The sequence below is a fragment of the Nitrospirillum amazonense genome (assembly GCF_007828035.1).
In the GTDB taxonomy this organism is placed as follows: domain Bacteria; phylum Pseudomonadota; class Alphaproteobacteria; order Azospirillales; family Azospirillaceae; genus Nitrospirillum; species Nitrospirillum amazonense.
The window spans coordinates 92892-105900 of record NZ_VITV01000005.1 but is presented as its reverse complement, the minus strand read 5'-3'; the positions used below and the strand labels follow the sequence as shown (position 1 = coordinate 105900).

The window sequence follows — 13009 nt, the reverse complement described above, 5'->3', positions numbered from 1 at the left end:
TCCTGAGGCGACTCGGGGTGGCCCGTCTCAGGACTTCCTGGCTTCCAGCGTGATGGGCAGGGCATAGGCGCCCACGGGCAGCACGCGCACCAGGGCATCGCCCAGCTTTTCCGCCAGGGCGCCCAGGCGGGCGTCGTCGCCATCCACGAAATCCTCCACCTCGATCAGGTGAACGGACCCGCCGCCGCCCGGCAGGTGGAAGATGCGGAACCACCCCACGGGCAGGTTGACGGCCTCCATCATGTCCTTCAGGCGGCCGCGGCTCATGTCCTGCGCCAGTTCCACCCCCAGCAGGGTGTGATCCTGGCCCGTGGCCTCCAGCGGCACCGCCCCTAGGATCAGGGCGTCGCCGCCCTCCTTCTGGCCGGGGCGGCTGCAGAACGGCAAGCGGCCGATGATCTTGGGCGTCTTGGTGTCGTCGCTGATGAGGAAACGCCACCAGGGGTCCGTCTCCTCCTCCTCCGGCACCGGCACCACGCCGACGGTGGCGCTGCCCTCGGCCAGGGCGCGCAGCACGGCCTGGGCGGTGTTGGCCGGGGCCAGGGGGGTGACGGTGCCGTAATGGTCGCGGGCGATGTCCCACAGGCGGCGGTCGTCGTCGGGGGCGTACACGGCGACGGCGAAGGGCCCCTGGATCAGGGTCATGGCGGCGATCATCTCGCGCCAGATGCGCACGATGGCGGCCACGGGCACGCTGCCCTGGTGCCGGGCCACTAGGCGCCGCAGGATGCCTGCCTCACGCCCTGGCCGGATGAAGACCTTGGCGCCCGCCTTGGACTGGGCGATACGCTCCACCACCCGGGCGCGCCGCATGATGAGGTCATGGATGGCCGCATCGATCTCATCGATTTCACGGCGCAGGGCGTCGACGGAGGGGCTGGCAGGGGGCATGGACGGGTTCGGATTATAGGACCTGAAACGACTGAGTCTTAGAGCCTGCCCCCCGCAAAATCAAAGAAAACGTTGACTTGGGGTACCCCGCTTCCTAGTCATGCAGGCTGCATTCCAAGGCCCGCCCGACGATGATCACCCCGCCTGCCTACACGGATAGTTCCGGCGCCACGGCCGCGCCCGCCCTTGGGGTCCTGCCCGGACACCGCATGGTGCTGGGCGCCGATCGGCCCATGCCCCTGGACGGCGGCGGGCAGCTGGGTCCCTTCACCGTGGCCTACCAGACCTACGGCACCCTGAATGCCGACAAGTCCAATGCCGTCCTGGTCTGCCACGCCCTGACGGGCGACCAGTACGTGGCCGACCGCCACCCCATCACCGGCAAGCCCGGCTGGTGGGAGATGCTGGTGGGCCCGGGCAAGCCGGTGGACACCGACCGGTTCTTCGTCATCTGCAGCAACGTCATCGGCGGCTGCATGGGGTCCACCGGGCCGCACGACGTGAACCCGGCCACGGGCCAGCCCTATGCCATCGATTTCCCCGTCATCACCATCGGCGACATGGTGCGGGCGCAGACGCTGCTGATCGACGCGCTGGGCATCGACCAGCTGTTCTGCGTCATCGGCGGGTCCATGGGCGGCATGCAGGTGCTGCAGTGGGCGGTGTCCTACCCCGAGCGGGTGTTCGCCGCCGTGCCCATCGCCACCGCCGCCCGCCATTCGGCCCAGAACATCGCCTTTCACGAGGTGGGGCGCCAGGCCATCATGGCCGACCCGGAATGGCGCGACGGCGCCTATCAGCAGGCCGGCACCAACCCGGCGCGCGGCCTGGCCGTGGCCCGCATGGCCGCCCACATCACCTACCTGTCCGAAGCGGCGCTGCATCGCAAGTTCGGCCGCAACCTGCAAAGCCGCCAGGCCATCACCTTCGGCTTCGACGCCGATTTCCAGGTGGAAAGCTACCTGCGCTATCAAGGGGCCAGCTTCGTCGACCGCTTCGACGCCAACAGCTACCTCTACATCACCCGCGCCATGGACTATTTCGACTTGGCGGCGGAGCACGGCGGCCAGTTGGCCCAGGCCTTCCGCGTGGGCGGCAAGGGCACGCCCGTGCGCTTCTGCCTGGCCAGCTTCTCCAGCGATTGGCTGTTCCCCACTTCCGAATCGCGGGCGGTGGTGCACGCGCTGAATGCCGTGGCCGCCAACGTCAGCTTCGTGGAGATCGAGACGGACAAGGGTCACGACGCCTTTCTGCTGGATGAGCCGGAGTTCCACCAGGTCATGCGCGGCTTCATCAACGGGTGCGCCGATCATCGCGGCCTGAAACGGCGGGCCTGATCCCATGGACGCCACGGTCATCCCCCCCCGCACCGACATCCGCGGCGACCTGCGCCGCATCGCCGACATGGTCAGCACGGGCGCCCGCGTGCTGGACGTCGGCTGCGGCGATGGCGCCCTGCTGGATCTGCTGACCCGGGAAAAGGGCGTCGATGGGCGCGGCATGGAACTGGGCATGGATGGCGTGCGCGAATGCGTGTCGCGCGGCCTGTCCGTCATCCAGGGCGACGCCGACACCGACCTGAAGGATTATCCCAGCGACGCCTTCGACTATGTGATCCTGTCGCAGACGCTGCAGGCCACGCGCGACCCGCGCGGCGTGCTGCTGCAGATGCTGCGCATCGGCCGCCGCGTCATCGTCTCCTTCCCCAATTTCGGTTACTGGCGGGTGCGCCTGGCCCTGCTGCTGACGGGCCGCATGCCGGTGACCGACCGGCTGGGGTTCCAGTGGTGGGAAACGCCCAACATCCACTTCTGCACCATCGCCGACTTCACCGCGCTGTGCGCCGACCTGGGCGGGGTGACGGTGGAGCGCAGCGCCATCCTGGACCACGCCGGCCGCCAGCTGACCAGCGACGCCACCACCTGGCGCGCCAACTGGTCGGGCGAACAGGGGATTTTCCTGCTGCGGCGGGACTAGAGGCGGCCACGCCTAAGCGACCGGCCCAGGCATCTCATAGGCAATCGTATCCACCAGCCGGGCGAAGCTGCCGTCCGAAAGTTGAAAGCGCACCCAGCGGAAACGGCTGGCGAAGATCCTCACCTCGGCTGAGCGGTTGGCACGGGTGGTCAGTTCCAATGCCGGCGGCGACGGCTCGAACCAGCCGAGGTCCGCGAGCGTCGCCTCCGCCGCCCGGATCTCGTCGCTGGCATAGGGCCAGAGGGAGGTGCCCAGCAGGTCGGCGCGCGGTCGCCCAAAGTCCCGCTCCCGCCCCGCCGACAAAGCCAGCAGGCGATGGGTCAGGTCACAGACCAGGTGCACCGATCCGGCCGAATTGTTCACCAGGCGCGCCAGTTCGCGGTCGGCGGCACTGTCCAGGCCGGCCTGCATCAGTTGGCGGATGGCCGCCTGTTCATCGCCGTCGGGCACAAGCGTGCCGGATTCCCAGCGGGAGACCGTGGCCTGGGATACGCCCAGCAATTCGCCGGCATGGCTCTGCTTCACCCGGCGCAGGGTGCGCCACAGCCGCAGCGACTGCCCCAGATAGGGACCAGCCACGCGCGGCAGAGTGCCAACGGCGGTGCCAATGGCGGTGCCGACGGCGGCAGTGATGCTGGCCATGATGGTTCCGTCCCCGACCGCGGGAGCGGCACAGGCAAGAACGCCGCCGCTTGTCCATGCATATCTTATTCACGGCGCATCAAGGCCGGCCATGCCAAAAATATCGCCCCCGCCCTTCCGGTGGGCGTCACGCGTTCGAGGGCATCATGGACAGCCGCTGGGTCAAGATCATCTGGTTCTATTGCGTCGGCGTCATCGCCGCCGCCCAGCTGGGCAAGATGTCGGCCCTGATCCCCCTCATCTCCCGCGATTTGGGCCTCAGCCTCACCCTGGCGGCCCTGGTGATCTCGCTGCTGGAGATCGGCGGTGCCGGCTTCGGCCGCATCGCCGGCGGGCTGATCCAGCGGGTGGGCCGCCGCCCCGCCCTGCTGGCTGGCACCGCCTTCCTGGCCGTGGGCGGTATCGGCGAGAGCCTGGCGCCGGGCCCGGCGGCGCTGATCGCCTGGCGGGTGCTGGAGAGTGCCGGGTACCTGACCACCGTCATCGCCGCCCCCATGCTGATCCTGGAGACGGCGACCCCGCGCCAGCGCGGCGTGGCGCTGGCGCTGTGGAGCAGCTTCGTACCCGTGGGCCTGGCCCTGGGCGCCATCCTGTCCGGCTGGGCGGCGGAGTTGTGGTCGTGGCGCGGCGCCCTGTTCGGCGGCGGCGTGGTGGCGGCCGGCGCCCTGGTGCTGTCCCTGCCCATGACCTCGGGTGTCGGGGCGCGGGTGCGCGGGGCAGATGCGGGCGGCACCGGACCAACCCGACACGCCTGGGCCCTGGCCGTGGGCTTCGGCTGCTACACCACCTTCGAGGTTGGCCTGCTGGGGATGCTGCCCACCTTCCTGGTAGACAAGGCGGGCGCCAGCGCCGACACCGCCGGGCTCATCACCGGCGTCGCCTCCTTCGCCACCGTGGCGGGTAGCGGGGTGGCCGGCTGGTGGAACCACCGTAACCACGGGCGGGACCTGGCGCGCGGCCCCTCCTTCGCCCTGATGGCGCTCAGCATCGTCCTGCCGGCCCTGCTGCTGTTCCTGGTGTTCGGGCCGGCACCGGACCTCACCATCGCCGGCATCGTGGTCATCGCGCTCAACGCCTTGTCCGGCGTCTATCCCGGCCTGGCCTTCGCCATGCTGCCCGCCGTAGCCGGGTCGGACCGGGGCCTGCCCGCCGCCAACGGCCTGCTGACCCAGTTCGGCGCCAGCGGCTCCCTCATCGGGCCGCCGCTGTTCGCCGCCTTCGCCGGCCATTGGGGCTGGACCAGCGCCGCCGCCTGCGGCCTGGCCGCATCCCTGCTCTGCCTGGCCTTGATGCGGGCGGCGGGGGTATCGTCTTCTTCAAATGCGGAAGCGAGCGACACACCGGTCACAGACCACTGACGCGCCCCATCTTGTACTGCCGGATGATCCAGCGGCCGAGAAGGATGAAAACACTGGAGCCGGCCATCATGACGCATGGAATGCCAATGGCCACCCAAGCCGACTCAGACTGCCCCGTGGCCCGGTCGATGCCTCGGTATCCGAAGATGGCCGCCGCCACAAGAAACGAAAAGCCCGCCAGGAACACCACGGCGCCCAAGTAGAGCCAACCGTAGCCCATCCGGCGGATCCTGTAGTCGTGAGGCGTCATATCCTCTTCAGCCATCACACCCTTAACCCCATTTCAGCTTGCCGGTTTCCACACGCTTTGTAGCTGACTATAGATCCACTCTCTTTCACACAGCTGTTATTTCCAGGAAAACCATGTCGCCTGCCGCCACCAGACCGCTTCCGCCCCGCGTCATCGCCCTGGATGGCGACGACACGCTCTGGCACAACGAGGCCATGTTCTCGACCTCGTACGCCGAGTTCCGCGACCTGCTGCTGCGCCACAGCGACCTGGACCAAGCCACCATCGATGAGCGCCTGCTGCTGGTGGAGCGGCGCAACCTGGTGACCTACGGCTATGGCATCAAGGGCTTCACCCTGTCGATGATCGAGACCGCCCTGGAACTGACGGAAGGGCGCATCCCCGGCATCGCCATCGAGATGCTGGTGCAGCGCGGCCGCGCCATGCTGGCCCACCCGGTGGAACTGATCGACGGTGCCGTGGAGGTCATCGAGACCCTGCGGCAGCGGGACCATGAGGTGTGGCTGATCACCAAGGGCGACCTGTTCGACCAGGAAAGCAAGATCGCCCGCTCCGGCCTGGCCGACCTGTTCCACCGCATCGAAATCGTGTCGGAAAAGGATGACGCCACCTATCGGCGCCTGCTGGACCGCCACGGCGTGGCCCCGGCCGACTTCGCCATGGCCGGCAACTCCCTGAAGTCCGACGTCCTGCCCGTGGCGGCCCTAGGTGGCCAGGGCTTCCACGTGCCCTACCACACCACCTGGGCCCATGAGATGGTATCCGGCCCGATTCCCCACCCCTATACCGAGCTTGCATCCTTACGTGAATTGCCGAGCGCGTTAGGGTCCAGGTAAGGAATCGGAAGCGACACAGCCTATCCCCCTTCTTTTGGTTATACGACCCCCTGTTGATAAAACAGGGCAGAGTTGTAATATATGATTGAAGGAGGAACCCAATGGCTAAAATTCGAAATCCAGTCCTATTTTCCCGCTATTTTAGAGTGAGCCAAGCTATCATGAAGAAACTTGGCATTATGGATCCGACTCTGAATATGGATACGCCGCTATTTATTGATCCTATTTTACTTGACAAAAGCGCACATCCAGAAATGAGAGAAGCATCAAGAACCTATTCTTCTCATTTCGAAAAATTAATGGAGTTGTTAGAAGCTACGAAACGGCCGAATGATCCCGCATGGAAGGCAGCAGAAAGACTTATATCCTATAACGAGATTAAAGGAACCTGTCTGGGTTTTGGCGCCGATTCAATAAGTGGTCATGGTTTTGGAAAAGGCCTTAGCAGCCGGCTAATAAGTACTGCAAAGGAAATAGTCGATATCGGTATAAAAAACCCACGATTGTTTCCGTCAATGATGTTGTTTGAAGACAATGTTGGAGCAGATAGAATTAGCGACCTAACGACAAATGTTATCATTAAAGATATTTTGAAATTTAATGACAGGGTGGTGTCTGAGTTAAATTTGAGAACAACGCATTTTTCCTTCCCGCAACACAATATCCATTCCTGCAATCTAATTAAAAATCCGACCCAATCTAACGATACACCCATAATTTTAGTACCAACGGATATATTGAGAGAAATACCTGCAGCTGGTGATTGGGATGAGATTATGGCTGCAGCTCAAAGGAACATGGAAATAAGAGACGAATTCAATAAACATCTAGGCGAGATATGGAAGGAAAAAATAAGAAAAGATAAGGCCATTGTGCGTGGGAAAATTTTCTCGTCGCCAGATTCAATTCGCGTTTTTAGTGATGCCATCAACAACATCAGATCGGAGCCGTATGATCAAGATTCCGATCTGAAAGGAATTATATACTGGCACAGCGTTATAGGGAATATAGCAGATAAAAATCCCCTTAAAATCGAAAAGCCGCATAATATAGATATTGGATCCGTTTCCATCATTGTTTCCGCTATAATAGATCAGTTCCGGAATTTGATTGAGAATAAAGGACTTTGGAAAGAACTTTGGGCAGATGGCCACCCAAGACCTGAAAAATCTGTTCAGAGACTTTTTCTCGCCGTCGCAGACTCGTACTGCAAGGCTAATGACTTAGACATTACGCCTGAGGGCGACTCGGGAACTGGTCCGGTGGACTTTAAATTCTCAAATGGATACAGTAAAAGAGTCCTCGTCGAGATAAAACTGTCCACGAATAGAAAGCTGATACAGGGATACTCAAATCAGCTCGAAGCCTACAAAAAGGCAGAAGAAACAATTCATGGATTTTATCTCGTCATAGACGTTGGCGGCCTTGGGAAGAAAGGTCAAACACTTCTTGACATGAAATCAAAATGGACAACGGATAGGGGGCACGCATCCGAAGTCGAATTTATTGACGGTAATACGCAGCTATCTGCCAGCAAACAATAGCTCCATTCAAATCCATTCGAAGGTCCTCGCCAAACCTGCTCACCCCAGCGCCAGGTCGTCCCGGTGGATCATCTCGTCCCGGCCGCGCCAGCCCAGGCTGGCTTCGATCTCGGCGCTGCGGCGGCCCTGGATGCGGCGGGCGTCTTCGGCGGAATAGGCGACCAGGCCGCGGGCTATGACGCGGCCGGCCTGGGTGCGGACGGCCACCAGGTCGCCGCGCTCAAAGTCACCCTCCACCCCGCGCACACCGGCGGGCAGCAGGCTGCCGCCCCGGGCCAGGGCCTGGGCCGCGCCCTCATCCACCACCAGGGTCCCCGCTGGCTTGAGTGACCCTGCAATCCAGCGCTTGCGCGCCGTGCCGGGGCCGGCCGACGGCAGGAACCAGGTGCACAGCGCCCCACCCTGCTCCGCCGTCTTCTCCAGCGCCGCCAGGGGGTTCATGCGCTTGCCCGAGACGATGGCCATGCGGCAACCGGCGGCCACGGCGATGCGGGCGGCGGCGATCTTGGTCACCATGCCGCCGCTGCTGTAGCCGGCAGGCGGTTCCCCCGCCATGGCCTCGATCTCCGGCGTCACCTCGGTCACCACCGGCAGGTGCTTGGCGGCGGGATCCTTGCGCGGGTCGGCGGTGTAAAGGCCGTCGATGTCGGACATGAGGATCAGGGTGTCGGCGCTGATCATCTGCGCCACGCGGGCAGCCAGGCGGTCGTTGTCGCCGAAGCGGATCTCGGCGGTGGCCACGGTGTCGTTCTCGTTGATCACGGGAACGGCGCCCAGCTTCAGCAGGGTCTCGATGGTGGCGCGGCCGTTCAGGTGGCGGCGGCGGTCCTCGGTATCGTCCAGGGTCAGCAGCACCTGGGCCACGGTGATGTCGTGGCGGGCAAGCGTTTCCTGGTAGGCGTGGGCCAAGCGGATCTGGCCGGTGGCGGCGGCGGCCTGCTTTTCCTCAAGCTTCAGCGGGCGGCCCACCAGACCCAGATGTTCCCGCCCCACGGCGACGGCGCCGGAGGAAACGATGACCACGTCCACGCCCCGGCGGCGCAGGGCGGCCACGTCATCGCACACGCTGTCCAGCCAGTCGCGGCGGATGCGGTGCGTCTCGCCATCCACCAGCAGGGCGGAGCCGATCTTGACGATCAGGCGCTTGGCCTGCGTGACCGGCGGGACATCAAACAACGCCGCCGCCCCGGTTGAGGAAATTTCCGTGCGGGCGGCGGCGTCGTTCATTTTCTAACGTGTCCCTTTGTCGGCCTGGGAGATGTCGTCCAGAGGATTGTACCGCGCCTTGTATGCCTTGCTGCGCGCTTCCTCGCCATCCATCAGGCGCGCAGCCTTGATCTGCTCCAGAAGCGCATACAGCACGTCGGGCACATGCTCGCCGGTGGCGCCGGACAGCACCATGACGGGCTTCTTGGCCGAGCGGCGCAGCTTCAGCTTCTTTTCCGCCAGCTCTTCCTCGGTCAGGGCGTCGACCTTGTTCAGGGCCACGATCTCCGGCTTTTCCGCCAGGCCGCCGCCATAGGCGCGCAGCTCGCGGCGGATGGTGCGGTAGGCCCTCTGCACATCCTCCTGCGTGCCGTCCACCAGGTGCAGCAGCACGCGGGTGCGCTCCACATGGCCCAGGAAACGGTCGCCCAGGCCGTGGCCTTCATGCGCGCCCTCGATCAGGCCCGGGATGTCGGCCACCACGAACTCCTCCTCACCCGCGCGCACGACGCCCAGGTTGGGCACCAGCGTGGTGAAGGGGTAGTCGGCGATCTTGGGCCGGGCGCGTGACACGGCGGCCAGGAAGGTGGACTTGCCGGCGTTGGGCAGACCCACCAGGCCGACGTCGGCGATCAGCTTCAGCCGCAGCCACACCCAGCGCTCCTCCCCCGGCCAGCCGGGGCCGGCCTTGGTGGGCGCGCGGTTGGTGGAGGTCTTGAAATGGGCGTTGCCGAAGCCGCCATCGCCGCCCTTCAGCAGCACGATGCGCTGGCCCACCTCCATCATGTCGGCCAGCACCGTCTCCTGGTCCTCGTCCAGGACCTGGGTGCCCACCGGCACCTTCAGCACCATGGGCTCGCCGGCGGCACCGGAGCGGTCGCGGCCCATGCCGTGGCCGCCGCGCTGGGCCTTGAAGTGCTGCTTGTAGCGATAGTCGATCAACGTGTTCAGGCCGTCCACAGCCTCGATCACGATGTCGCCGCCGCGCCCGCCGTTGCCGCCGTCCGGCCCGCCGAACTCAATGAACTTCTCCCGCCGGAAGCCGACGCAGCCGGGGCCGCCGTCACCGCTCTTCAGGTAGATTTTGCACTGGTCCAGGAACTTCATGATGGGCGGGCCTTATATCAATGGCCTCTGATCCTGATGGATCAAAGGCCCCCTCAAACGCCGGGCGGCCACATCCGTGGCCTTGGCTTGTCCTCGCTCCGCCCTTCGGTGCTCGCTCCGGCGGCCCCGGTCGGGGCCTATGAAAAGAGCTGAAAGAAGCGAAAGCGCGTGGGCGACGCGCGGCAAATGCAAATCGGGGGAACGGTCACCCGTCCCCCCGATCAGAGTCAAAACACCTGGTGCCGAAGCGGCAGGTTACTCGGCGGCGACGGCCACCGGCTCCTGGGCCAGCTCGACGGACACGTAGGTGCGGCCCTGACGGCCGGTGTGGAACTTCACGGCGCCATCGGCGGTCGCGAAAATGGTGTGGTCCTTGCCCAGGCCCACGTTGGCGCCGGGGTGGAACTTCGTGCCGCGCTGGCGGACGATGATGTTGCCGGAAACGACGGCTTCACCGCCGAAGGCCTTCACGCCCAGACGACGACCGGCGCTGTCACGACCGTTGCGGGAGCTACCGCCTGCCTTTTTATGTGCCATCTCGAAAACTCCTTAAATCGAGGAGGTCGGCTGCCGATTAGGCGCCGGCCTGGATGTCGGTGATGCGCAGGATCGTCAGGTCCTGACGATGGCCGTTCTTGCGGCGGTAGTTCTGCCGGCGCTTCTTCTTGAAGATAATGATGTGCGGCGCATGGGCCTGGGCCACCACAGTGGCCGTCACGGCGGCGCCAGCCACCAGCGGGGTGCCGACGGTGGTGTTGCCGGCATCGCTGACCAGCAGGACCTCGTCCAGCTTCAGGGAGGCGCCAGCGTCACCCGCCAGCTTCTCAACCTTAATGACGTCGCCGGCCGCGACCTTGTACTGCTTACCGCCGGTGCGGATGACTGCGAACATTCTAGCCCACCACTGATCTGGCCGGGCCCAGCCGAGAGTGGCCAGCGCCCACGCAAAACGGAACGACGGGACCTAGCACAGGACCCGTTTCTAAGAGAGCGCGCACTATACAGGCGACCTCGGCCCTGTCAAGCACCCCCAATACGAGTCCGCGCGGAATCCCGACGCCCGGCACCGTTGCGGGATTCTCAGGGCTTCGTATCGGGATCCACGATCACGCCCGACGAGGCCGCAAGGCGGGGCAGCAGGCGCCGTTCCGCCGCCAAGCCGGAGAAGGCCGGCTGCGCCACGGAGGGGGCCAGGCGCCGCCGCGGCTCCACCACGCGGGTGGCGGTGGTGGCGTAGATCTGCTTGCTGGCCTCCACGATCTGGACGCCGGCGAAGGCCTTGAACCAGCGGGCGCCCAGATTTTCCACCGCCCCGGCCGATGCCATGAAGAATCGGGACTTCACCGGCGGCATGAACAGGGCCGACGTCTCCCGCTCCGGCACGAACAGGTTGGCGCGCAGCACGCGGCGCAACTGACCCGTGGAAAACGGGGAGCCGTGGCCGAAGGGGGTGCGGTCGGTGCGGGCCCAGATGCCGCGCCGGTTGGGCACGACGGCGATCAGGCGCCCGCCCCCGGCCAGCACGCGCCAAATCTCCTGCATCATGGGCTTCAGGTGCTCGGTGAACTCCAGCCCATGGACCAGCAGCACGCGGTCGACCGACATGTTGGGAAACGGCAGTTCCGATTCCTCGCCCAGGGTCACCAGGCCCGGCCCCTCGGGCGGCCAGAAGACCACGCCCTGGGCGGCCGGCATGACGGCCATCACCCGCTCCGCCTCCGTCAGGAAGGGCCGCAGGAAGGGGGTGGCGTAACCAATGCCCAGCACACGCTGGCCGCTGACGTCGGGCCACAGCTCGCGCAGGCGGCGGCGCACCAGCCGCCGGACCACCTGGCCCAGGCTGCTTTCGTAGAATTCGCGCAGGTCGACGACATCGTTATACATCGGCCGGATGCTAGCATGGCGGCCGCGGATTCGCCTATTAGGCCTGGAGCTCTAAAACCCGCCGCCCCGAACCCTGTCATTTGGGGCGAGGCCGCCCCCTGCGACGCGGCCGCCGCTTGTGGCAGGGCGAGTCGGCGCTTACCTTCCAGGGTGAACGCCTTGGGAGGCCCCCGCCATGCTCCGCTTCGCCCCCGCCTTGATCACCGCAACCGTTGCCGCCGGCCTACTGGCCGGCTGCGCCACCGATCCAGCCACCGACCCAGCCACCGACAAGGGCGCCCCCGGGACCCAGACGGCCAAGGCCGAGTCGCAGGACCGGGGCCAGATGTGCATCCCGGTCCGTACCATCCGCCGCACCCAGGTCATCGATGAAAGCACCATCCTGGTGGAGATGCAGGACCGAACCAAGTTCATCCGCATCAACCTGGCCGGCCGCTGCACCGGGCTGGGCTTCTACGGCTTCGCCTACGTTTCCCATAATGACGAGCTGTGCCGCACCGACCCGCTGACCCTGGTGGGCATGCCGGTGCCGCCGGTCTGCCTGATCGACAGCATGATCCCCATCGACAAGGCCGCCGCCGACGCCCTGAAGGCCAAGCCGAAGACCGATGGCCCGGCTGGCGCGGCCACGCCCGCCCCGGATGACCAGGGCCGCGACTGAGAGTCAGCCCTGCAGCCCCATCGCCGTGGGCAGGGCCCAGTGCTGCCAGACGCTGACCATGCGCAGGGCGAAGCACGCCCCGCCGCCGGCCAGCGCCGCGTAGCGTGGGGCGACGCCCAGGCGGATAGCGGCGGTCATGACGGCGGCGCCCAGCAGCGCCGCCGTGGCGTAGACGTCCACCCGCAGGATGGCCGGCACCTGGGCCAGCATGATGTCGCGCAGGGTGCCCCCGCCGACGCCGGTGATGGTGCCCATCAGCACGGCGCTGAAGGGCGGGATGTCGCGGTTCAGCGCCTTTTCCGTGCCCGCCACGGCGAACAGCGACAGGCCGGCCGCGTCCAGGGTGGTCATCAGCCCCACCGGCACCTGGCCCACCAGGGCATGACCGGTGAAGGTGGCCGCCCCGGCGGCGAAGGCCATGGCGGGATAGCGCCAGTCGCGCAGGGCCGTGGGCGGCGCCGCCCCGATCAGCAGGTCGCGCAGCACACCGCCGCCCAGCGCGGTGGCGAAGGACAGGACCATGACGCCGAACAGGTCCAGCCCCCCGCGCAGCGCGGCCATGGCGCCCTCGACCGCGAACAGCACGGTGCCGGCCATGTCGGCCACGGACAGCACCATATCCGTTTTCTTCCCCATTCACGCCCCCACGCAAC

At 65.6% G+C, this 13009-nt stretch carries 15 protein-coding genes; 6 read left to right on the top strand and 9 right to left on the bottom strand.

Features of this window, described 5'->3' with window-relative positions; all coding sequences use genetic code 11:
• Positions 1-27: 27 nt before the first annotated feature.
• Entirely contained in the window at positions 28-891 is an 864-nt protein-coding gene (locus FBZ87_RS15605) for a chorismate mutase (RefSeq protein ID WP_145611231.1), read from the bottom strand.
• Positions 892-1022: 131 nt separating this feature from the next.
• Here FBZ87_RS15605 and metX point away from each other — a divergent pair, with 131 nt between their 5' ends.
• Both metX and metW read left to right on the top strand, forming a co-directional pair.
• A complete protein-coding gene (gene metX / locus FBZ87_RS15600; protein WP_145611230.1) occupies positions 1023-2228 on the top strand; it encodes a homoserine O-acetyltransferase MetX in 1206 nt (401 codons plus the stop codon).
• 4 nt (positions 2229-2232) lie between these two features.
• Entirely contained in the window at positions 2233-2868 is a 636-nt protein-coding gene (gene metW, locus FBZ87_RS15595) for a methionine biosynthesis protein MetW (RefSeq protein WP_145611229.1), read from the top strand.
• A 12-nt stretch (positions 2869-2880) separates the two neighbouring features.
• On the opposite strand, the gene FBZ87_RS15590 is transcribed toward metW, so the two are convergent.
• The gene (locus FBZ87_RS15590; RefSeq protein WP_145611228.1) at positions 2881-3510 is read right to left on the bottom strand and encodes a helix-turn-helix domain-containing protein; all 630 of its coding nucleotides are present in this window, start codon (positions 3508-3510) and stop codon (positions 2881-2883) included.
• Positions 3511-3656: 146 nt separating this feature from the next.
• Between FBZ87_RS15590 and FBZ87_RS15585 the strand changes: the two genes are divergently transcribed.
• The gene (locus FBZ87_RS15585; RefSeq protein WP_186454786.1) at positions 3657-4868 is read left to right on the top strand and encodes an MFS transporter; all 1212 of its coding nucleotides are present in this window, start codon (positions 3657-3659) and stop codon (positions 4866-4868) included.
• On the opposite strand, the gene FBZ87_RS15580 is transcribed toward FBZ87_RS15585, so the two are convergent.
• Positions 4855-5133: a hypothetical protein gene (locus FBZ87_RS15580; RefSeq protein WP_145611226.1), complete on the bottom strand. Its 279-nt coding sequence runs from the start codon at positions 5131-5133 to the stop codon at positions 4855-4857. The genes FBZ87_RS15585 and FBZ87_RS15580 overlap by 14 nt on opposite strands.
• 98 nt (positions 5134-5231) lie before the next feature.
• Between FBZ87_RS15580 and FBZ87_RS15575 the strand changes: the two genes are divergently transcribed.
• Both FBZ87_RS15575 and FBZ87_RS15570 read left to right on the top strand, forming a co-directional pair.
• Positions 5232-5954: an HAD family hydrolase gene (locus FBZ87_RS15575; RefSeq protein ID WP_145611225.1), complete on the top strand. Its 723-nt coding sequence runs from the start codon at positions 5232-5234 to the stop codon at positions 5952-5954.
• A 161-nt stretch (positions 5955-6115) separates the two neighbouring features.
• Positions 6116-7498, top strand: coding sequence for a hypothetical protein (locus FBZ87_RS15570; RefSeq protein ID WP_145611224.1), 1383 nt, complete (start codon positions 6116-6118; stop codon positions 7496-7498).
• A 39-nt stretch (positions 7499-7537) separates the two neighbouring features.
• On the opposite strand, the gene proB is transcribed toward FBZ87_RS15570, so the two are convergent.
• The 5 genes from proB to FBZ87_RS15545 all read right to left on the bottom strand — a co-directional run bounded on the left by proB (position 7538) and on the right by FBZ87_RS15545 (position 11695).
• Positions 7538-8725, bottom strand: a complete 1188-nt coding sequence (gene proB / locus FBZ87_RS15565; protein ID WP_145611223.1) for a glutamate 5-kinase — start codon at positions 8723-8725, stop codon at positions 7538-7540.
• A 3-nt stretch (positions 8726-8728) separates the two neighbouring features.
• Positions 8729-9811 carry a GTPase ObgE gene (gene obgE, locus FBZ87_RS15560; RefSeq protein ID WP_145611222.1) on the bottom strand — a complete coding sequence of 361 codons (1083 nt, stop codon included), beginning with the start codon at positions 9809-9811 and terminating at the stop codon, positions 8729-8731.
• A gap of 255 nt (positions 9812-10066) precedes the next feature.
• A complete protein-coding gene (gene rpmA, locus FBZ87_RS15555; protein ID WP_004272538.1) occupies positions 10067-10348 on the bottom strand; it encodes a 50S ribosomal protein L27 in 282 nt (93 codons plus the stop codon).
• 37 nt (positions 10349-10385) lie between these two features.
• On the bottom strand, positions 10386-10703 hold the full coding sequence (rplU, locus tag FBZ87_RS15550; RefSeq protein ID WP_004272539.1) for a 50S ribosomal protein L21: 318 nt from the start codon (positions 10701-10703) through the stop codon (positions 10386-10388).
• Between the two features lie 188 nt (positions 10704-10891).
• The gene (locus FBZ87_RS15545; protein WP_145611221.1) at positions 10892-11695 is read right to left on the bottom strand and encodes a class I SAM-dependent methyltransferase; all 804 of its coding nucleotides are present in this window, start codon (positions 11693-11695) and stop codon (positions 10892-10894) included.
• A 175-nt stretch (positions 11696-11870) separates the two neighbouring features.
• Between FBZ87_RS15545 and FBZ87_RS15540 the strand changes: the two genes are divergently transcribed.
• Positions 11871-12356, top strand: a complete 486-nt coding sequence (locus FBZ87_RS15540) for a DUF6491 family protein (RefSeq protein ID WP_145611220.1) — start codon at positions 11871-11873, stop codon at positions 12354-12356.
• 3 nt (positions 12357-12359) lie between these two features.
• On the opposite strand, the gene FBZ87_RS15535 is transcribed toward FBZ87_RS15540, so the two are convergent.
• On the bottom strand, positions 12360-12992 hold the full coding sequence (locus FBZ87_RS15535) for a trimeric intracellular cation channel family protein (protein WP_145611219.1): 633 nt from the start codon (positions 12990-12992) through the stop codon (positions 12360-12362).
• Positions 12993-13009 lie beyond the last annotated feature (17 nt).

Bases quoted from the DNA above. Each gene is read 5' to 3' on its own strand.
- FBZ87_RS15535 (WP_145611219.1), bottom strand. From the start codon at position 12,992: ATGGGGAAGAAAACGGATATGGTGCTGTCCGTGGCCGACATGGCCGGC.
- FBZ87_RS15575 (WP_145611225.1), top strand. From the start codon at position 5,232: ATGTCGCCTGCCGCCACCAGACCGCTTCCGCCCCGCGTCATCGCCCTG.
- FBZ87_RS15580 (WP_145611226.1), bottom strand. From the start codon at position 5,133: ATGGCTGAAGAGGATATGACGCCTCACGACTACAGGATCCGCCGGATG.
- rplU (WP_004272539.1), bottom strand. From the start codon at position 10,703: ATGTTCGCAGTCATCCGCACCGGCGGTAAGCAGTACAAGGTCGCGGCC.
- FBZ87_RS15585 (WP_186454786.1), top strand. From the start codon at position 3,657: ATGGACAGCCGCTGGGTCAAGATCATCTGGTTCTATTGCGTCGGCGTC.
- FBZ87_RS15590 (WP_145611228.1), bottom strand. From the start codon at position 3,510: ATGGCCAGCATCACTGCCGCCGTCGGCACCGCCATTGGCACCGCCGTT.
- metX (WP_145611230.1), top strand. From the start codon at position 1,023: ATGATCACCCCGCCTGCCTACACGGATAGTTCCGGCGCCACGGCCGCG.
- FBZ87_RS15545 (WP_145611221.1), bottom strand. From the start codon at position 11,695: ATGTATAACGATGTCGTCGACCTGCGCGAATTCTACGAAAGCAGCCTG.
- metW (WP_145611229.1), top strand. From the start codon at position 2,233: ATGGACGCCACGGTCATCCCCCCCCGCACCGACATCCGCGGCGACCTG.
- FBZ87_RS15605 (WP_145611231.1), bottom strand. From the start codon at position 891: ATGCCCCCTGCCAGCCCCTCCGTCGACGCCCTGCGCCGTGAAATCGAT.
- rpmA (WP_004272538.1), bottom strand. From the start codon at position 10,348: ATGGCACATAAAAAGGCAGGCGGTAGCTCCCGCAACGGTCGTGACAGC.
- FBZ87_RS15540 (WP_145611220.1), top strand. From the start codon at position 11,871: ATGCTCCGCTTCGCCCCCGCCTTGATCACCGCAACCGTTGCCGCCGGC.
- proB (WP_145611223.1), bottom strand. From the start codon at position 8,725: ATGAACGACGCCGCCGCCCGCACGGAAATTTCCTCAACCGGGGCGGCG.
- FBZ87_RS15570 (WP_145611224.1), top strand. From the start codon at position 6,116: ATGAAGAAACTTGGCATTATGGATCCGACTCTGAATATGGATACGCCG.
- obgE (WP_145611222.1), bottom strand. From the start codon at position 9,811: ATGAAGTTCCTGGACCAGTGCAAAATCTACCTGAAGAGCGGTGACGGC.